The organism is Nonomuraea fuscirosea, from assembly GCF_003001935.1.
GTDB classification, from domain to species: Bacteria; Actinomycetota; Actinomycetes; order Streptosporangiales; family Streptosporangiaceae; genus Nonomuraea; species Nonomuraea fuscirosea.
The window spans coordinates 43,608-61,600 of record NZ_PVNG01000005.1; the positions used below are offsets into that span (position 1 = coordinate 43,608).

Here is a 17,993-nt window from a genome sequence, read left to right on the forward strand (position 1 = left end):
CGCGGTGTCGGAACGTATTCGGGGGGCCTTTGGACGCGGTCATACTTGTGGTGGTCGCCGGTCTGTTCGCCGTCGTCTCCGGGGTCAACGACGGTGGTGCGCTCCTCGTGACGGGGCTCAAGCTGCCCACCGTGCGCCCGGCCACCGGCATTCTCACTCTGGTCACGCTGGTGGCCGTCGTCCCGCTCTTCACGCACCAGGTGGCGCTGACGTTCGTGACGCGGCTGGCCTCGTTCGACGCGCCGGGCGGGCGGATCGCGATGACGATCGCGGTGGTCTCGTCGCTCGGCGTGGTGACGGTGCTCAGCGCGAAGGGCCGCCCGACCAGTCTCACCCTGGCCGTCGTGGGCGGTCTCACCGGCGCCGGGCTGGGGTGGGGGCTGCCGGTCTCGCCCGGTTCGGTGTCGCTGGTGCTCGCGTTCGGCGTGGCGGCGCCGTTCGTGGGCGGGCTGCTGGCCTGGATGATCATCCGGCTGCTGGTCAAGACGACGACGGCGCGCCGGCTGTGGCGCTGGCACTGGGTCGGGTTCCTCCTGCAGACCGTCGCGTACGCCGCCAACGACGGGCAGAAGATGCTGGCCGTGTTCATGATCGCGGTCGGGTTCACCGGCGCGCCGGCCGCGTACACGGTTCTGGTGGCCGTGCTGTTCGGGCTCGGCACCCTCTACGGCCTGCCCAGGGCGGGCCGCACGCTGGGCCGCGAGATCATCGTCTCCCGTCCGCCGCACGGGGTCGCGGCCGAGCTGGCCGCGGGCGCGGCGGTGATCGGCTGCGCCGCCGCGAGCATGCCGGTGAGCATGACCCAGGCCATCGCCGGCGCCCTCATCGGCGCGGGCGTCTCCCAGGGCGGCGGCCGGGTCCGCTGGTACGCCACCGTCAAGATCGTCATGGCCTGGCTGCTGACGCTCCCGGCCAGCGGGCTGCTGGGCTGGGGCCTGGCCCTGCTGGTCAAGGGATTCGCTAGCGTGAGACTCTCGTGAAAGGGGCCCCGGTGGTGAAGCGGCTGCGGCGGATCAAGGACCTGATGACCGGTCGCATGGACAGTGCGCTCACGGAGGCGCTGCTCGGCCAGCTCGAAGCGACCAAGGAAGGCGCCTGGCTGGCCATGGCCATGATCGGTGGCGAGGTGGGCAGGACGGGCGCGCACGAGCAGATGCGCACGATCGAGCATCTCGGCGACGAGGAGCGGGGCCGCCTGATCGACGAGCTCAAGACCGCCCTCGTCACGCCCATCGACCGGGAGGACCTGTTCCGGCTCTCCCGCTCGATCGACGACGTGCTCGACTCGCTGCGCGACTTCGTCCGCGAGTCGCACCTCTACCGGGTGCCCGACCAGATGCGCTTCACCCCGCTGCTCGACCAGGTCATCGTGGGCATCGACGCGCTGGAGAACGCCGTGCGCGACCTCGCCTCCCGCCCGTCCGTGGTGGCCCAGGACGCGCTGGAGGCGAAGAAGGCGGGCGGCGCGATCCGGCGGATGTACCAGTACGAGATCTCGCGGATCTTCTCCGGGGAGATCACGCCCGAGGCGATGAAGGAGCGGGAGCTCGTCCGCCGCCTGGAGATCGTCGGCGTGGCCATCGGCGACGCGGCGGACGCCATCGCCGACGGCGCGATGAAGCGCTGACGCCCCCGAGCACTGACGGACGGGAAGGTTCAGCGGGACGCGAACGCGTCGACGCCCGTGAGGTCCGCCGACAGCGCCCACAGGCGGGCGGCCTCCGCAGGGTCGGTCGCGTAGGGGCGCACGCCTGACGGGGCGTCCGGCTCGGTGGTCGGCTCGGCGATGTCGCAGTCCTCGCAGTAGACGCCGCCCATGCCGTCCAGCTGCGGTGACGTCGCCGCCCAGACCTGGGTGGCCGCGCCCTGCCCGGGAGTCTTGAGACTGGCCAGCAGCGCGTTGCCCTCCTCGTCGATCCAGCCCAGCGCCATCATCTCCTCCTTGGGCAGGTGCCGCTGGAGCGGGGTGAGGATGCCACCCGGGTGCACGGCGAACGCGCGGACGCCGGCGGCCTGGGCGAGCCCGTCGAGGTGCACGGCGAACAGCACGTTCGCGGTCTTGGCCTGCCCGTACGCCTGCCACTTGTCGTAGCTCCGCTCGGACATCACGTCGTCCCAGCGGATGCCGGAGCGGCGGTGGCCGCCGGACGAGACGGCCACCACCCGGCCCCGGCCCCGGGCGATGGCCGGCCAGAGGAGGTTGACCAGCGTGTAGTGGCCGAGGTGGTTGGTGGCGAACTGCGCCTCCCAGCCGGGGCCGACGCGCGTCTCGGGGCAGGCCATGACGGCCGCGTTGCAGATGACGACGTCGGCGTCGCGGCCGGTGGCGAGGAAGCGTTCGGCGAAGCCGCGTACGCTCGCGAGGTCACCGAGGTCCAGCTCGTCCACCTCGACCCCGTCGAGGTCGCCGATCGCCTCCCTGGCGGCCTCGGGGCGGCGGGCGGGCACGACGACACGGGCGCCGGCGCCGGCCAGCGCGCGCGTGGTCTCCAGGCCGATGCCGGAGTAGCCGCCGGTGACGATCGCCAGCTTCCCGGACAGGTCGATCCCGCGCAGGACCTCCTCAGCGGTGCTCCTGGCGCCGAACCCGGACCCGATCTTGTGCTGTGGTGTGGTCATGCCTGCACGGTACGAATTGGAGCGCACTCCAGGTCAAATGCCGGCTCCGGGCGATCACAGGCCGAGTTCGGGGGCCAGGCGGGTGAGCTGGGCGACGGCGTCGGCGAGGTCGGGGCCCTCCGGCGAGAGCGGCTGGAGCAGGACGTGGTCGGCGCCCGCGTCGAGGTGGGCACGTACGCGTTCGACGACGGCCTCCGTCCCGCCCCAGGCCACGATGGCGTCCACCACGCGGTCGTCGCCCCCGTCAGCGAGGTCGTCGTCGGTGAAGCCGAGCGTGCGCAGGTTGTTGACGTAGTTCGGCAGCTGCAGGTAGGTGGCCATGTGGGCGCGGGCGGTGGCGCGGGCGCGGGCCGGATCGCTCTCCAGGACGATCGCCTGCTCCGGGATGAGCAGCCGGTCGGTGCCGAGGATCCCGCGAGCCTGCGCGGTGTGCTCGGGCGGCACGAAGTAGGTGTGGGCGCCGTCCGCCCGCTCTCTCGACAGCTCCAGCATCCGCGGCCGCAGCGCGGCCAGGAGCCGGGGGCAGTCGCTCTTGGGCAGCATGCGCTCGGCCTCGTCCATGGCGTCCAGGTAGTCGCGCATCGCGGTCAGCGGCTTGCCGTAGTCGTGGCCGCGGCGGGCGACCAGGGGGCCGTGGCTGACGCCGACGCCCAGCAGGAAACGGCCGGGGAAGGCGTCGGCCAGCGTCACCGCGCCGCCCGCCATGGCCATGGCGTCCCTGGCCCACAGGTTGGCGATGCCGGTGCCGACGGTGACGCGCTCGGTGGCCGCCAGCAGCACGGCGGCGCTCGCGAACGGCTCCTTGCCGGCGTAGCCCTCGTTGACCCAGATCGAGCCGTAGCCCAGCCGCTCGATCTCGGCCGCCGCCCGCCGCCCCTCCGCCGCGGGCGCCTGCCCGACCATGGGATGCCACACTCCGACGCGCCCGATCTCCACGGCCGCCCCCTTCGCCTGTGCTGTCCGCGTACGTGATCGCTAAGGGACCGTACCCAGGAGCCCCGGCCGCGTCCCCGGCGGGGGCAAGAATTGGAGTGATCTTCCCGAACTTGGTCGCCCGCTGCCCCGCTTCGGGGCAGTAAGGAGAGGTGAGCAGCACGTCAGGAGCGAGCGAGCGTCCCCGGGTGGGCGTGTCGTCCTGCCTGGTGGGTGAGCTGGTCAGGTACAACGGCGGGCACAGCCGCGACCGCTTCCTGACCGACGTCCTGGCCCCCTACGTCGACTGGGTCCCCGTCTGCCCCGAGATGGAGGCCGGTCTCGGCACGCCGCGCGAGACCCTGCGCCAGGAGCAGTCGGGCGAAGGCCCGAGGCTGGTGACGCGGGGGACGCACGAGGACCTGACCGACCGCATGACGGCGCTGGCCGAGCGGTGGGCGGCCGAGCTGGACGTCGACGGATACGTGTTCAAGTCCAAGAGCCCCACCTGCGGCATCCACGGCGTGCCCCTCTACCCCGAGGAAGGGCCGCCGCTCGGCCGGCGCAACCGGGGGCTGTTCGCGGGGATCGTCATGGAACGTCACCCGCTGCTCCCGGTCGAGGACGAGGGCCGCCTGCACGACGCGCTGCTGCGGGAGAGCTTCGTCGAGCGCGTCTTCGCGCATGCCCGGCTGCGTACGCTGCTCGACGGCGACTGGCGGCCGCGCGACCTGGTCGCCTTCCACGCCCGGCACAAGATGCAGGTGCTCGCGCACGATCCCCAGCTCTACCGGGAGGCGGGCCGCGTGGTCGCGCGGGCGGGGTCGATGGAGCGCGAGGAGGTGGCCGCCCGTTACGCCGAGGTGTTCCAGCGCGCGCTCGCCACCAAGGCCACGCCGGGCAGGAACGTCAACGTGCTGCAGCACTGTCTCGGCATGCTCGCGCTCGACCCGGTCCGGCGGGCCGATCTGGTCGAGGTGATCGACTCCTACCAGGCGGGTCTGGTGCCGCTGAGCGTGCCCACGACGCTGCTGCGGCATCACGCGCGGGGGGAGGCGGCGGCGTACGTACGCGACCAGACGTACTTCTCCCCCTACCCCGATGACCTGCGCCTGCGTAACCACGTCCCCGCCCGCGGATAACGTTCACCCCGTGGATTCCCTGAACGACCCGAATGCCCTGAACGACCGGCTCGCCGCCCGCGTCGTGTGCCTGGACCGCGACGGCAGGGTGCTGCTGATGCACTGGTACGACCCCGTGGACCGGGTGGACGTCTGGGAGCCGCCGGGCGGCGGGGTCGAGGCGGGAGAGACCCCGCTGGAGGCCGCCAGGCGGGAGCTGGAGGAGGAGACCGGGCTGCCGGGCGCGGCCGTGGTGGCCGATCGGTGCGTCGAGGTCGGGCGGGACTTCCGCTGGCTGGGCGTGCGTTACGTCAAGCGCGAGCCGTTCTACCTGGCCAGGTTCGCCGAGGCCCGGCCCGAGGTGCGGCCGGGGCGGCTGACCGAGGAGGAGCGGGGCGCCTTCCGCGGCCATGTCTGGGCCGAGGAACTGCCCGGGGACGTGCAGCCGCCGGAGCTGGCGGCGGTCGTGGCGGAGCTCGTGGGAGAGCCTTCCTGACCGCTCGACCCCGGCCGCGCGCCGGCCCCTGGACACGCGTCGGCCGTTGGACGCCCGGTTCCGTCAGCTCTTGTGGCCCAGCTCTTCCAGCGTCGTGGCCATCAGGTCGCGCAGCAGCGCCCCCGACACCTTCTCGTGCTCCTCCTCCACCGGCAGCCCCTGGCCGATCCGGTCGCGGTAGACCTCGCGCGCGTGCGCGTCCACGTACGGCAGCGCGGTCATCGCGACGACCACGGTGACCCTGGTCCCGCCGCACGGCAGGACGGCCACGGCGTGGGTGCGCAGGCAGGTCTCCTCGGGGGAGCCGTACCAGCCGCATTTCACCGCGGCCTTGGGCGAGCGCAGCGCGTCGCGGGCGCCGAACGTCTGCGCGTCGACCACGTCGCCCATCCAGCCGAGCACGGTCCCGGCCACCGGATCACCCGCCGCGGCGGCCTGGGCGAGCACCGCGTAGGCGGTGGCCACCTCCTCGGCCGCGACCTCGACGGAGCCGAACCTGGACGGGTCGCCGTTCGGCGGCGTCCAGGCCACGCCGGTGCGTTCGCGCAGGTCGTCGAGGATGACGCGGGGGCCGACGGAGAGCCACAGGTTGAGCGTGTCGGCGTTGGAGGAGTAGACGACGGCGGGCTCGGCGTGCCGGCGCCACTGTTCGGCGTCGGGCATGTGGGCGGCGCTCATCCAGGCGTAGAGCGGTTTGAGCAGCGAGGCGCAGCGCAGCCGGGTCAGGCCCGACCTGGCGTTGACGGTGCGGGCGGGCGGCCCGCCGTAGCCGCGTCTGATGCCCGCGGCCTGAACGCTGGCGCTGTGGTCGAGGTCCCGGAACAGATCGTTGTAGCCCACGCACCCACCGTAGCCCTACGGGGCCTGCCCCCAGCGCCGTTCGTACCACTCGGGGCTCGGCGGTTCGCCCGGCAGGCCGGTCGCGCCCGGCGCGCGCAGGCCATCGAGTGCGACGGCGAGCAGGCGTTGTTTGACCTGGTCGTGCTCGGGAGCGGGCGGCCCGGGGGCCGGACGGCTGAACTGCTCGATCAGCAGCGCGATGTCGAGCCGGGTCACGTCGTTCCTGAGCACGCCCGCCTCGTGCGCCCTGGCCACGAGCCGGGCGGCGACCTCGCCGGCCCTGCGGGCGACGCGCCACATCTCGTCGGTGACCTCGATGGTGCCGGCGACCGGCGCCAGCGCGCCCGACCGGTCGGCCACACCGGCGCGGACGAAGAGCGCCAGCCCCTCCCACGGGTCGGCGTGGGCCAGCCCCGCCTCGGCGCTCTCCAGGCTGCGTTCCATGGCGATCAGGCACAGGCGCTGGAGCAGCTCCTCCTTGGTGCGGTAGCGGCGGTAGAGGCTGCCCATGCCGACGCCCGCCTCCTTGGCGATGGCCGACACGGGGGCGTCGAAGCCCTGCGTGGTGAACACCTCGTGGGCCGCTCGCAGCAGGGCCAGGTCGTTGCGTGCGGCCTCGGCCTGCCTGCCGCGTGTGCTCATGACGTACAGGATATTGCGGAGCGCAGCGCTCCGTTAAGCTTATCGGAGTGATTCGCTCCGATAAGAGATGAGGTACGGCATGCGCGCGGTGGTCCTGAGGCGGTACGGCGGGCCGGAGACGCTGGTGGTGGAGGAGGTGCCGGATCCCGTGCCCGGCTCCGGGCAGGTGCTGGTGGAGGTGGAGGTGGCGGGCATCACGTTCGTCGAGACCCAGCTGCGCGCCGACCGGGGGCCGCGCCGCGTCGAACTGCCCGCCGTGCTCGGCAACGGCGTCGCCGGTACGGTACGCGCGACGGGTGACGGCGTGGACCCCTCGATCGTGGGCACGCGCGTGGTCAGCACGCTGGGCGGCCTCGGCGGCTACGCGGAGCTGGCCGTGGCCGACGCCGGCGACCTCATCCCCATCCCCGGGGACCTGTCGCCCGAGGTCGCGGTGGCTCTGCTCGCGGACGGGCGTACCGCGCTGGGGCTGGCGAGCGCCGCCGCGCCGGCACCGGGCGAGTGGGTGCTGGTCGAGGCGGCCGGCGGTGGCGTCGGCAGCCTGCTCGTGCAACTCGCCCGCCGGGCGGGGGCACGGGTGGCCGGAGCGGCGGGCAGCGCTGCCAAGCGCGAACTGGCCGCGTCCCTCGGCGCAGAACTGACCGTGGACTACACCGGCCCGGGCTGGACCCGGATCGTCCGCGAGGCCACGGGCGGCCTGGACGTGGTCTTCGACGGGGTCGGCGGCGAGATCGGCGCCGCGGCCCAGGGGCTGCTCAAGGACGGGGGCAGGCTGAGCGTGTACGGGATGGCGGGCGGCCCCATGACCACCCCCGACCCCCGGGTGACCGCTGTGCCCTGGCCCGCCACGGACCTGCGCGAGCTGGCCAGGCAGGCGCTGGAGCTGGCCTCCGCCGGGCAACTGCGCCCGGCCATCGGGGCCACGTACCCGCTGGAGTCGGCCGCACAGGCACACGCCGCCATCGAGGCCCGCACGGTCACCGGCAAAAGCCTGCTCAGACCGTCACGGCCGTGAACCGGGCGCACAAACCCGCCAGACACTTGACCGACTCACGCCCGGACCGGCACGGACCCCGAACCGGCCGCACAAACCCGCCAGACACTCAATCGACCCACACTCAGGCCAGCGCGGCCGCGAACCGGGCGCGGAGCTCCGACAGGCGTTCGACGGGCTCGGCGCTGAAGACCAGGCGCACGTAGCGGCGTGCGACCTGCTCACCCCACGCCGTCATGGGCGTGGCGGCCACCCGTCCGCGTTCGAGCAGGCGGGCCGAGAGGTCGTCCGCCGTCAGCCCCATGGCCTCGGCGTCCACCAGGCACGACCAGCCGCCGCCCGCCCGGACCAGCGGCAGGTCGGCGAGCTGCGCCACCACGGTCTCGTGCCGGGCCTGGTATTCGGCCACCGCCTCCGCCACCCCCGACGGCTCCCTGAGCGCGGCGGCGGCGCCGATCTGGTGGAAGCCGCTGGCCACGGTCGTGTTGTAGATGGTCGCCACCATGATCCGGGACATGATGTCGGCGGGGCCCGCCACCCAGCCGATCCGCCAGCCGATCATGCGATATTCCTTCGACATCGACCCGATGACGATCGTGCGTTCACCCAGACCCTCCACCCGGCACGGGTTGATCCGCGGGTGGCCGTCGAACACGATGCGCTCCATGGCCGCGTCGTAGATCAGGTAGGCGCCGGTGCGCTCGCAGGCCCGCGCCACCGCCGTCCAGTCCTCCTCGTCGAGGACCACGCCGGACGGCATCGACGGGCTCATCAGCAGCAGCGCCGCGGCCGAGCGCACCTCACCGAGCGCGTCACGGTCCAGCCGCCAGTGACCGCCCTCCACGCGCAGCGGCACCAGGTGGGGGCGGGCGCCGGCCAGGCGTACGCGCTGGAGCAGGCCCGCGTAGATGGGGTCGGTGAGAACGACCGGGTCGCCGGGCTCGGTGGTGGCCAGCAGCACGGGCATGACCGCCGAGGTGCCGCCCGAGGTGACGGCGATCTGGCGTACGGGGTCGTAGTCGAGCCCGGTACGCAGCCGCAGGTCCGCCGCCACCGCCTCACACAGCTCCGGCAGCCCGGTGAACGGCAGCCAGCTGTTGCCCGTCCCCTCCGCGAGAGACCTGGTCGTCGCGGCCACGGCCGCCGGCGGGGGCGGGACATCGGTGTCGAGGTTCTCCATGCGCAACACATCAGGATCGGCCCCGGCCGCGGCGGCGACCTTGTCGATGTCGAACGGCTGAACCTGCGCGAATCGGGAGTTGGACCGCATGACAGCACCTCCGTGAAGACTGTTCCGTATACGGAACGCTCCCCCACCCCTGAACACCTGTCAAGCACCCCAAACCAAAGCACCGCGTCGAAACGACGAGCGTCCCAGGTGAACCGGAGGCAGACAGACGAGACAACGCGGCCGACCGGGCAGGCGGACAGGCAGGCAGTCGGTCGGACAGGCGGCGGGCGGACGCGGGTGGGCGGGCGGTCGGGTAGGCGGGCAAGCGGACGTCTGCGGGCAAGTTGACGACGGGGAGCGGGCGGGCGTCCCCTTGACATCCAGCGGATGATCGGCCGGGCAAGCGGACGCACGCGGACGGTCGGTAGGGCGGTCGGACAGGCGGACGGACCCGGGGGCGGGCAAGGCGGAGGGATGGGGTCGGGTGGGCGTCCGGTGGGGCTGGCGGGTGGCAGCATGGGCGACATGAGGGGGCGAATGGGGCGGGCGGCAGCGGTGTGTGCCGCGCTCGGCGTGCTGTGGTGGGCCTCCGTGCGGCTGGCTTGGGCCGGGGTCGGTTGCGAGGAGTGGGGCTGCTTGCCGCCGGCCCTGGGCGTCGTCGTGGTGATCAGCCTGGCTCTGCTCGCCGGGTTCGCCCTGGCGCTGGAGCGGGTGGGCGTGCGGCCGGGGCGGCGGGTGGCGCTGGTGGCCGCGGGCGTGCTGGTGGTGCTGCGACTGGCCGGCGAGTCGTTGCCCTCCTGGACGTCGCCGCTCGTGGACGCGGTCGCGGCAGGGACGGCGTTCGCGGGCGCGGGGGCGCTGGCGGCGTTCGTAACGGAGGCGCAGGTGGCGCGGCGGTGGAAGGTGGTCGCCGCGCTGGGGTTGGCGGCCCTGGTGCCGCTCGCGCTGATCGCCTCCCTGGCCCGCTACGGCCTGTGAGATCGCGCGGATCGCCTTCCCCGGCTAGAGGCTGTGAGGTCGCGCGAATCGCCTTCCCCAGCCACAGCCCGTGGGTGCGCAGATCGCCTCCCAGCCACCACCCCTGGGTCCGCGCAGATCGCCTCCCCTGGCACGCAGCCGCCTGCGAGGCAGCGAGCATCGCCTCCCCCAACTCCAGCCAGTGACCACGGGTACCGCCTCCCCCGGTACACGACAACCTGCGAGAACGCCGTCGCCGGCTCGCTTCGACAGCGAAGGGTTGTTCCCGCACGCGCCCCAGAAACGACCCCGCGCGACGGGCAGGGCCCGGTCGTGCTTCGCTCAAGCCAGGCGGGTTGCGTGGCGGTCGTCGGCGATGGCTTCGGCCGTGCGGCCCAGGGCGCGGAGGGCGACTGCGCGGTTGGCGTACAGGTCGGCCTGGGGTTGTAGTTCGATGGCTCGGGTGAGGTCGGCAACCGAGCCCTCCAGGTCGCCCATCGCGTACCGCAGCACCCCCCGGTTCCCCCAGGCCGCCGGCAGGTCGGGGGCCGTGTCCACGGCGAGGTCGAGGGCCGTCTGTGCCTCCGTGTGGCGGCCCGCCGTCGTCTCCAGCTGGCCCAGCACCGTGAGCAGGTGAGGGCTGTCGGGGGCCAGTGCCAGCCCGGCCTCGACGTCGCGGGCGGCCTCCTCGTCCAGCCCGGCCCCGGCCAGCAGCCCGGCGCGGTTGATGTAGGCGTCCACGCTGCCGGGGTCGAGTTCGATCACCCGGCCGAGGTCGGCCAGCGCTCCTTCGACGTCGCCCCGTACGGTACGCAGCTCCGCCCGGTTGTAGTACGCCTCGGGCAGCGGCGGCCCGGCCGCGATGGCCCGCTCGAAGTCCGCCAGCGCGTCGTCGTGGCGTCCGAGCTTGAACAGCAGGTTGCCGCGTTCCAGATAGTGATCGGGAAACCCGGGATCGATCGCGATCGCCGCCCCGTAGTCCTCCAGCGCCTCCTTGGTGTGCCCGAGCCCGGCCAGCAGTTGCGCCCGGTTGGCCAGCAGCACCATCCGGTGCAGCGGATGCCGCTCCCCCAGCTCGCCCGCCAGCTCGATGGCCGACTCCACCAGCTCCAGCGCGGCGTCCAGCCGGCCGTGCCGCAGCTCGATCAGGGCCAGGCCGTTGCGGTCGAAGCCGAGCTTGAAGGCCCGCTCGGCCGGGTCGGGCAGCAGGGTCGAGATGGCGACGGCCAGGTTGACCCAGGCCCTGGCCCGGACCAGGTCGCGGCGGGCGGGGTCGGGGTGGCGGGCGTCGAGCATGCCGGTCCCGTACGCCGCCGCCGCGTGCATGGCCGGATCCTGGCTGTTCAGGCGCACCCGGTCCCAGACCGCCCGCGCCTCGGAGGTACGGCCGAGCCCGCCGAGCGCGGTCGCCGTGCGCTGGGCGAAGCGCCACCAGCGGGCGCCGCCCGGCTCGGTCCGCGCCATGCCCCGCTCCCCCAGCTCGGCGGCGGCGTGCAGGAAGCCCTCCCGCATGCAGCGGTCGACGAGCGTCCACAGCTCGGCGGCGTCCCGGGTGTCGGACGGGGGGTCGGGGCCGCCGGAGTACACCGTGATCGACAGCGTTACGGGCGGGATGCGCCGCATCATGACCTCGACCAGTTCGGTGTCGGTCGGGTCGGCCGCCTCGCCGTTGCACACGGCCAGCGCCGACCCGGGGGGCACGGCGTCGCGTACGTACTCGGCCAGGCCGTTGGCCAGCCGCAGCGTCCGGCGCGGGGCGGGCACGAGGATGCGTTCGTCCTCGGTGAGCCCGGCCTCGATCGTGCCGCGCTCCGCCCGTACGAGTCCGGCCAGTTCGGGCGCGGCGGCGAGGATCTCGATGTCGTGGGCCGCCACCAGAGCGGGCGAGCGACGCAAGGTGCCGGGTACCAGGGCCCGCAGCAGCGCCGCGGCCACGGTGTAGGGGCCGCGCGGCCGCCGGTGTGCGTCGATCATCGGCGTGATCAGCCGCGCGGCCCCCGGTCGGGCGGGCGGTGAGCCCTGAACCCTGAGGTGGGACCTCTCCTCGATCACCCCTTGTGAATGACGCTGGAGGTCCCTGCCAGCCTCGCGGTTCCAGGCTTGCGGACGACGATGCGCTTCATGACGTGCCTCTCCACTTGGGGTTAATTACCCATTATTGGGTCACCCCACCGAATATCAAGGTTTATTCCGATTAAGTGGGAGGCTAATGGATAAAAAGCACTTGCCTTTTGAATGGTATATCTAACCTATTTGGAGCGAAACCACCGCCGCAATCCTGTGGTATGAGGCGCCGAATCCTCCATCAGGTCGCACAGGCACCGGCCGAGCAGTGTGACCGACTGGCAGCACCCGGGCCCGTGTCCCCCCTTCGCCCGGACGATGAACGTCGCCCGCTCGATCAGCCGCTCCAGGCTCGGCTCCGCGCCTCCCTTGAGCGATCGGGTCTGCCAGGGACACGACCCGGTGTCCCGGCAGGCGCTCTTCGCCAGGTACGTGGCCGCGCCGCCCCGCAACCCCAGCGGATCCTCCCGCCTGGCCCGCCGCCCGTCCAGCGCCCTGGCGGCCCGGCCCGCCACCTTCAGCAGGTCACGGCGGCCGAGCTCCTTTCCCGTTCGGCCGGTCCTGGCCGGCAGCGCCAGCAGCGAGGCCCCCGCCATCAGCACGCCGCCCACCACCATGCCCCAGCCGATCTCCTCGTGGAACCAGACCACCGCGATCACGGCCACCCAGACCGGCTGCGAGGACATGAGGATCTGACTCGGCACCGCGGGCACGTGCGCCTGGGCGTAGGAGCGGGCCAGAAAGCCCAGCGCGCACGCCACCACGGACAGGTGCGCCAGGATCAGCCAGTCGGGCAGGCTGCCCGGCACGGAGATCCCGTCGCGCACGGCGGCGCCCCCGGTGCAGACGCCGATGGTGAAGAGCTGGATCACGGTCAGCGCGTACGCCGGGAAACCGGACGGACGCCTGGACAGGCGGGCCAGCATGAGCGTGTGGCCGGCGTACAGGGCGGCGGCGGTGAGCGTGACGCCCAGCGCGAGCACCGACACCTTGTGCCCCTCGACCCCACGCAGCAGCGTGAAGACGGCCATGCCGGCCAGCGCGAGCAGCACCCCGGCCCAGATCCGCCGCCGCACCGGCTCCCGAAACAGCACGAGCGACAGGATCGGCGTCACGATCACGGTGCAGCCGACGGCGAACCCCGACACCGCCGACGGCAGGTGGTCCAGCGCGAGCGCCTGACCGACCTGCCCCACCCCGAACATCACCCCGAGCGTGATCCCGTGGATCCACGTCTCCCGCGACAGCCCCCGCAGGCTCTTCGGCCGGAACAGGAACAGCGTCGTCGCCGCGATCAGATAACGCTCGGCGAGCAGATCCTCCACAGGTAACCGGGGAATGAGATCTTTCATCAGCGGAAAGGCCGACCCCCAAGCGGCACTGACGAACAACAGAAGCACGGCTCCCAGAAGGGGGCGGGGAGCGGGTACGCCTGCCATGAGAAAAGCATGGCACTACTATTCGCAGCCGTAGATGTACAGGGAGCAGCCGGTGAGGCTTAGCTACACCTGGGTGGTAAGACCCTCACCCAGAGGCTCGGACATCCTTATCCCCGGGATCCGAAAAGTACGCGGGCGTACCATATCTTCCGGCGGAATTGATCTCCGGCCTGGAGCGGGAAAAACGAAGATCGGCGGAACGGTCACGCCGGGAGCCTGCCGGGAACGGTCACCGGAAGGAACGGGAGGGGGCGGCCCCAGGAGGAGGGGGCGGGGCCGTGCGTGGGTCAGCGGTCGAGGAAGGCGGGCGGGATCAGGCGTTTCTCCCCGTAGACGACGACCAGGTCACCGACCCGCTCGCGGGAGAGTTCGCGCCACCCCTGGCGCGCGTAGAGTGCCAGCGCGGCCTCCTGGTTGAGCGTCGTGTCACCTCTGACGCGGTGGAAACCGAGCTCGACCGCGCGGCGCTCCAGCGCGACCAGCATGGCCGTGCCGAAACCACGGCCCTGGAACTCTGGATGCACCCGTAACCGGCACACCTCCGCGGTGCCGGTGTCGACGGGTCTCAGCCCGCCCATGGACACCACCCGCGAGGCCGCCTCCCCGACCAGGAAGTCGCCGCCGCAGGCCAGGTAGATCTCCTGGATGCGGGGGAAGTCGTCGTCGTAGTAGACGCCGTCACCGGGGACCAGACCCACCTCGGCCAGGCAGATCTGGTGGAGGGCGAGGATCGTGTCGAGATCGGACCAGCGATAGCGCCTGATCGTCAGCTTCATTTATCAACGCCCTTCAGACCGGGCTTGGCCCGCCGCCGGACCATTGCCTTGAAGTCCTCCAGCCCGGGAGCGTTGGGATCGACCGCGATGATGGCCTGTTCGAGCCGCAGCGCGGGCCGCACGATGAAGTCGGTGAGATAGTCGTCGGTGATCAGGCTGAGCGCGTTGGTGGCGACGGTCACCGCCTCCTTGACGTCACCGTCGATCAGCCGGCAGTGGGCCTGGTCGAGCCTGATCAGCGTCTGGTCGAAGATGTGGTCGTCGTACTTGCCCAGGGCCTGGTCGAGCACCACCTCGGCCTCGATCGTCTGGCCCAGCTTGGTGAGCACGTCGCCCTGGTAGAAGTAGAGCTGCCGCTCGGTGTAGCCGAACGCCACGTCCTCCTTCTCGTCGGGCTTCATGTGGGAGAAGGCGTTCCTGGCCCGGGCCAGCGCGCGTTTGGCCTGGTCGACGACCTCCTTCTTGCTCTCGCCTCCCGACAGCATGGCCAGCGCCCTGGCCTCGACGACCGGCGCCATGGCCTGAGCCGGGCACGGCATGGAGCCGGCCATGTCGCGGCTCTTCTTGGCCAGGGTGAGCGCCTCGCGGGCGTCGCCGAAGTAGAGGGGGACGAGCGACTCGCGGGCCGTGATCCACGCCCGCAGCGCGCGGTCGCCGGTCTCGTCGGCCGCGGTGCGCCCGGTGCGGAAGAACGAGCGGGCCAGCCGGTGGTCACCCAGGTTGATCATGATCATGCCGCTCAGCCCGGACAGCTGCGCGGCCATCCTGCACAGTCGTTCCTGCAGGTCGATGGGCTGGCGGCGGGACATGGCGGTGCGTACGGCGCTCAGTTCGAGCAGCACGTCGCACAGCAGCCGCAGCGGGGCCGTGGTGGTGTACTGGCGGCCGAAGCTGACCGTCGCCTCCTCCCACTGGTCGAGCATCGCGGCGGACACGGTGGACGACACCAGCGTCTCGTCCAGCCTGCGCTTGATGCCCTCGCACGCGCCCAGCACCGGCCCGTCGAGCGGCACCGAGCCGTTGCCGTCGGTGTTGAGCAGCGTTAACAACGTCCGCCGCAGGACGTTCTCGTCCTCCTCCGCCGCGGGGTCGCTCTCCACGGGCTGCATGAGCAGCTCACGCTCGGGGGGCGGCGGCGGGCGCTCCTTGGTCTCGGTGGTCACGATCCCCGGCATCCGGTGCCCGTGGCCGCAGATGCACGGCGCGTCGTAACCGAGCGCGACCGGCTCGACCCGGTAGACCGTGCACAGGTAGTGGAGGTATTCGGGTCCCGGGCGTTTCAGCCCGCTCTCGTACGCCGACAGCAGCGTCTCGCCGATGCCGGGCTGGGCTTTGGCGTCGCGCTCGAACAGGGCCCGCACCTGCTCGATGACGTCGGCCAGCGCGATCCCGTAGGACAGGCGGTGCGCCTTGATCCTGGTGGTGCCGAACGGGCCCGTGCACGCTTCGTGGATCTCTTCCGCTATCTGGGCGGACGTGCGCCCGACGGCCAGGCCCTTGGCCCTGATCCGCCGGGCGATCTCCGTCTCCCTGTGCTGTCTGCCGGACATTCCCGGCCCCTCTCCCGCATGTCTCGACCGGTCCGCAACTGGTGACTTAGCGTAGTCCTCAGATTGCTGTGCGCCTACCCATGACTATGAAGCAATGCCGGATGGATGGGAAACGCCCGCAACCAGCCTACGGTTAAGGATCGTCCTCCCCGGGACTGTTTCTTACAACCCATGAGTGAGAAGCCACTCCCCGTGAGCGGAACGGGCCGTTGCGCGAGCCCTTGACTTGAGCCATCTTTGGCCCACCAGCACAGATTCCTGAGGGAGGAACGAACGGTGGGGGACGACAACTTCGAGCTCTTGGAGCGCCTCGTGGCCGAACTCGGCGCTCGCGGGTTGCTCGCACGAGTGGTCCAGACCCAGAGCGGTCGCAGGTTCGTCCGGGTCATCAACCCGCAGGCGACCAGCCTGTCCGAGAACGTCACCTGTCGGCCGGCGTCCTCCGATCTGCCGGACTGGTGGTACTGCTGGTCCTGGGGCGAGCGGATGCACACCGCCGACGACCCGGCCGGCGCCGCGACGAAGGTCGCACGCGTGCTCGCCGCCGTGGGGGAGTGATGACCGCGGTGATCCGGGTGGAGCGCAGCCACCACGGCTCACCGCGACCCACGGCGGCTCCTGGGGGCCGGCGGAGTGGCCGGTGCGGAGGGTCTCCCTTTCGCGGGGCCCTGGTCACTCCGCCGGTTCCGGCCCGGCCGCGCATGACGCCCCTGGCGTTCATGCCGGACATGCCGCACATGACGTACGGGCGCGCGCCCGTACGCGACAAGCCACCCTCCCGGTACGCCGGGTGGGTGTTCGGGGGATCCCTCCCGGAACCGGCACGGGACATGCTTCCGGGTGTGTGTCCCGGTCCGAGCCGTCCGTCATCGGAGCGCCGGCTCTCTCCCTCCGCGGCCCAGAGAACCGGCGTCCCCGTCTTCCCCGGCGTGATGTGACGGCGGGCGGTTCGGTCGGCTGTATTTTTGGATCGAATCGGTCCATAGAGTCGACCGAACCGCTTCCGGAGGGGGATCCACCATAGTGTTACTGCTGGTGACAGCCGAGCCACCGACAGCTTCTCCGTCGGTGATGCCCAGCATCGACCAGATGGCCTCACAGATGTCCGCCCTGTGTGAGGGCGACACCGTGATTTGCTCTACCCTGGTCAAGATGTTCGGCGACGCGCCTTGGGCGCCACTGGTCTCCAGTGCGATCACGATCGTGCTCATCCTCGTGCTGGCCTTCATCATCAGAAGGTTCGCGCACCGGGTCATCACGAGGGTGGTCAACAGAGCGGCGACCGGCGGGTCGATCACGAGCCGGTTCCGCAAGGGCGCGGCGACCGACGGGATCGACGCGCTGCTGCACGAGCGCCGCAAGCAGCGGGCCGAGACGATGGGGTCGGTGCTCAAGCACGTCGCCTCGATCGTCATCCTCGGCACCGCGGTGCTGACCGTGCTCGATCGGCTGACGATCCCGATCGCGCCGCTGCTGACCAGCGTCGGCATCCTGGGCGTGGCCATCGGCTTCGGCGCCCAGGAGCTGGTCAAGGACTTCATCGCCGGCATGTTCATGCTCCTCGAGGACCAGTACGGCGTGGGCGACGTGATCGACGCGGGCGCCGCGGTCGGCACGGTCGAGGCGGTCACCCTGCGCGTCACGAGGCTGCGCGACTCCGACGGCCGCGTCTGGTACGTGCGCAACGGCACGATCACCCGGGTGGGCAACGAGTCGCAGGGCTGGTCACGGGCCTACATGGACGTCCCGGTGGCCTACGACGCCGACATCGTCGGAGTGCGGGTGCTGCTCGAACAGGTGGCCGAGGAGATCTGGGCCGACCCTGAGCTGCGCGAGTCGAAGATGGTGGAGGAGCCGCGGGTCTACGGCGTCGAGCAGCTCTCCGACAGCTCGCTGGTCTTCCGCATCTCCGCCAAGACGTTGCCGTCGGCGCAGGCGGAGGTGGCCAGGGAGCTGCGGCTCCGGGTGAAGACGGCCCTGGACACCGCGGGCATCCCCATGGTCGCCAGCGCCTAAGCTAGGAATCGTGACAGAGACCTCCTTCTATGACGCCGTCGGAGGCGAGGAGACGTTCCGCCGCCTCGTGCACCGCTTCTACGAAGGGGTCGCGGACGACCCGCTACTGCGGCCGCTCTACCCGGAGCCCGATCTGACGGGCGCCGAAGAGCGGCTGCGGGGCTTCCTCATCCAGTACTGGGGTGGCCCGAAGGACTACAGCGAGCAGCGCGGCCACCCCAGGCTGCGCATGCGGCACATGCCGTTCGTGATCGGCGAGCCCGAGCGTGACGCGTGGCTGCGGCACATGCGCGACGCGGTCGACTCGCTCGATCTGCCGGAGGAGCAGCAGACCCGGCTGTGGGACTATCTGGTCTACGCGGCCCACAGTCTGGTGAACTCCCCCACATAACGGGG

General features: G+C 71.7%; 18 protein-coding genes. 9 read left to right on the forward strand and 9 right to left on the reverse strand.

Features of this window, described 5'->3' with window-relative positions; all coding sequences use genetic code 11:
* The first annotated feature begins 50 nt into the window (after window positions 1–50).
* The gene (locus B0I32_RS13090) at window positions 51–980 is read left to right on the forward strand and encodes an inorganic phosphate transporter (RefSeq protein WP_245955795.1); all 930 of its coding nucleotides are present in this window, start codon (window positions 51–53) and stop codon (window positions 978–980) included.
* A gap of 11 nt (window positions 981–991) precedes the next feature.
* A complete protein-coding gene (locus B0I32_RS13095; protein WP_245955796.1) occupies window positions 992–1,627 on the forward strand; it encodes a DUF47 domain-containing protein in 636 nt (211 codons plus the stop codon).
* 29 nt (window positions 1,628–1,656) lie between these two features.
* Here the strand turns inward: B0I32_RS13095 and B0I32_RS13100 are convergent, their stop codons facing one another.
* Together B0I32_RS13100 and B0I32_RS13105 are read right to left on the reverse strand one after the other, a co-directional pair.
* On the reverse strand, window positions 1,657–2,619 hold the full coding sequence (locus B0I32_RS13100; RefSeq protein WP_106238417.1) for an SDR family NAD(P)-dependent oxidoreductase: 963 nt from the start codon (window positions 2,617–2,619) through the stop codon (window positions 1,657–1,659).
* Between the two features lie 54 nt (window positions 2,620–2,673).
* Complete coding sequence (locus tag B0I32_RS13105) at window positions 2,674–3,555, reverse strand: TIGR03620 family F420-dependent LLM class oxidoreductase (RefSeq protein WP_106238418.1); 882 nt, start codon at window positions 3,553–3,555, stop codon at window positions 2,674–2,676.
* Between the two features lie 149 nt (window positions 3,556–3,704).
* On the opposite strand from B0I32_RS13105, the gene B0I32_RS13110 reads away from it, so the two are divergent.
* On the forward strand, window positions 3,705–4,673 hold the full coding sequence (locus B0I32_RS13110) for a YbgA family protein (protein ID WP_106238421.1): 969 nt from the start codon (window positions 3,705–3,707) through the stop codon (window positions 4,671–4,673).
* Between the two features lie 10 nt (window positions 4,674–4,683).
* Window positions 4,684–5,148, forward strand: a complete 465-nt coding sequence (locus B0I32_RS13115; RefSeq protein WP_281262592.1) for an NUDIX domain-containing protein — start codon at window positions 4,684–4,686, stop codon at window positions 5,146–5,148.
* A 63-nt stretch (window positions 5,149–5,211) separates the two neighbouring features.
* On the opposite strand, the gene B0I32_RS13120 is transcribed toward B0I32_RS13115, so the two are convergent.
* Window positions 5,212–5,988 (reverse strand): hypothetical protein, encoded by a 777-nt coding sequence (locus B0I32_RS13120; RefSeq protein WP_106238427.1) that lies wholly within the window; start codon window positions 5,986–5,988, stop codon window positions 5,212–5,214.
* A 15-nt stretch (window positions 5,989–6,003) separates the two neighbouring features.
* A complete protein-coding gene (locus tag B0I32_RS13125; protein ID WP_181307340.1) occupies window positions 6,004–6,630 on the reverse strand; it encodes a TetR/AcrR family transcriptional regulator in 627 nt (208 codons plus the stop codon).
* 79 nt (window positions 6,631–6,709) lie between these two features.
* Here B0I32_RS13125 and B0I32_RS13130 point away from each other — a divergent pair, with 79 nt between their 5' ends.
* Window positions 6,710–7,645 carry a zinc-binding dehydrogenase gene (locus tag B0I32_RS13130; protein WP_106238430.1) on the forward strand — a complete coding sequence of 312 codons (936 nt, stop codon included), beginning with the start codon at window positions 6,710–6,712 and terminating at the stop codon, window positions 7,643–7,645.
* Window positions 7,646–7,748: 103 nt separating this feature from the next.
* Here B0I32_RS13130 and B0I32_RS13135 read toward each other — a convergent pair whose 3' ends face one another.
* A complete protein-coding gene (locus B0I32_RS13135; protein ID WP_106238433.1) occupies window positions 7,749–8,894 on the reverse strand; it encodes a pyridoxal phosphate-dependent aminotransferase in 1,146 nt (381 codons plus the stop codon).
* 426 nt (window positions 8,895–9,320) lie between these two features.
* On the opposite strand from B0I32_RS13135, the gene B0I32_RS13140 reads away from it, so the two are divergent.
* The gene (locus tag B0I32_RS13140) at window positions 9,321–9,773 is read left to right on the forward strand and encodes a hypothetical protein (RefSeq protein ID WP_146178143.1); all 453 of its coding nucleotides are present in this window, start codon (window positions 9,321–9,323) and stop codon (window positions 9,771–9,773) included.
* Between the two features lie 321 nt (window positions 9,774–10,094).
* On the opposite strand, the gene B0I32_RS13145 is transcribed toward B0I32_RS13140, so the two are convergent.
* The 4 genes from B0I32_RS13145 to B0I32_RS13160 form a co-directional block, all read right to left on the reverse strand.
* The gene (locus B0I32_RS13145; protein WP_106238437.1) at window positions 10,095–11,726 is read right to left on the reverse strand and encodes a tetratricopeptide repeat protein; all 1,632 of its coding nucleotides are present in this window, start codon (window positions 11,724–11,726) and stop codon (window positions 10,095–10,097) included.
* 275 nt (window positions 11,727–12,001) lie between these two features.
* A complete protein-coding gene (locus tag B0I32_RS13150; RefSeq protein WP_106238439.1) occupies window positions 12,002–13,255 on the reverse strand; it encodes a DMT family transporter in 1,254 nt (417 codons plus the stop codon).
* A gap of 287 nt (window positions 13,256–13,542) precedes the next feature.
* The gene (locus tag B0I32_RS13155) at window positions 13,543–14,031 is read right to left on the reverse strand and encodes a GNAT family N-acetyltransferase (protein WP_106238441.1); all 489 of its coding nucleotides are present in this window, start codon (window positions 14,029–14,031) and stop codon (window positions 13,543–13,545) included.
* On the reverse strand, window positions 14,028–15,581 hold the full coding sequence (locus B0I32_RS13160) for an NsdA family TPR-like regulatory protein (RefSeq protein ID WP_106238444.1): 1,554 nt from the start codon (window positions 15,579–15,581) through the stop codon (window positions 14,028–14,030). Before B0I32_RS13160 ends, B0I32_RS13155 begins: the two co-directional genes overlap by 4 nt.
* A 276-nt stretch (window positions 15,582–15,857) precedes the next feature.
* Here B0I32_RS13160 and B0I32_RS13165 point away from each other — a divergent pair, with 276 nt between their 5' ends.
* The 3 genes from B0I32_RS13165 to B0I32_RS13175 all read left to right on the forward strand — a co-directional run bounded on the left by B0I32_RS13165 (window position 15,858) and on the right by B0I32_RS13175 (window position 17,988).
* Window positions 15,858–16,139, forward strand: a complete 282-nt coding sequence (locus B0I32_RS13165) for a hypothetical protein (RefSeq protein WP_106238446.1) — start codon at window positions 15,858–15,860, stop codon at window positions 16,137–16,139.
* A gap of 594 nt (window positions 16,140–16,733) precedes the next feature.
* The gene (locus B0I32_RS13170; protein ID WP_245955798.1) at window positions 16,734–17,597 is read left to right on the forward strand and encodes a mechanosensitive ion channel family protein; all 864 of its coding nucleotides are present in this window, start codon (window positions 16,734–16,736) and stop codon (window positions 17,595–17,597) included.
* A gap of 10 nt (window positions 17,598–17,607) precedes the next feature.
* Complete coding sequence (locus B0I32_RS13175) at window positions 17,608–17,988, forward strand: globin (protein ID WP_106238450.1); 381 nt, start codon at window positions 17,608–17,610, stop codon at window positions 17,986–17,988.
* Window positions 17,989–17,993: the final 5 nt, after the last annotated feature.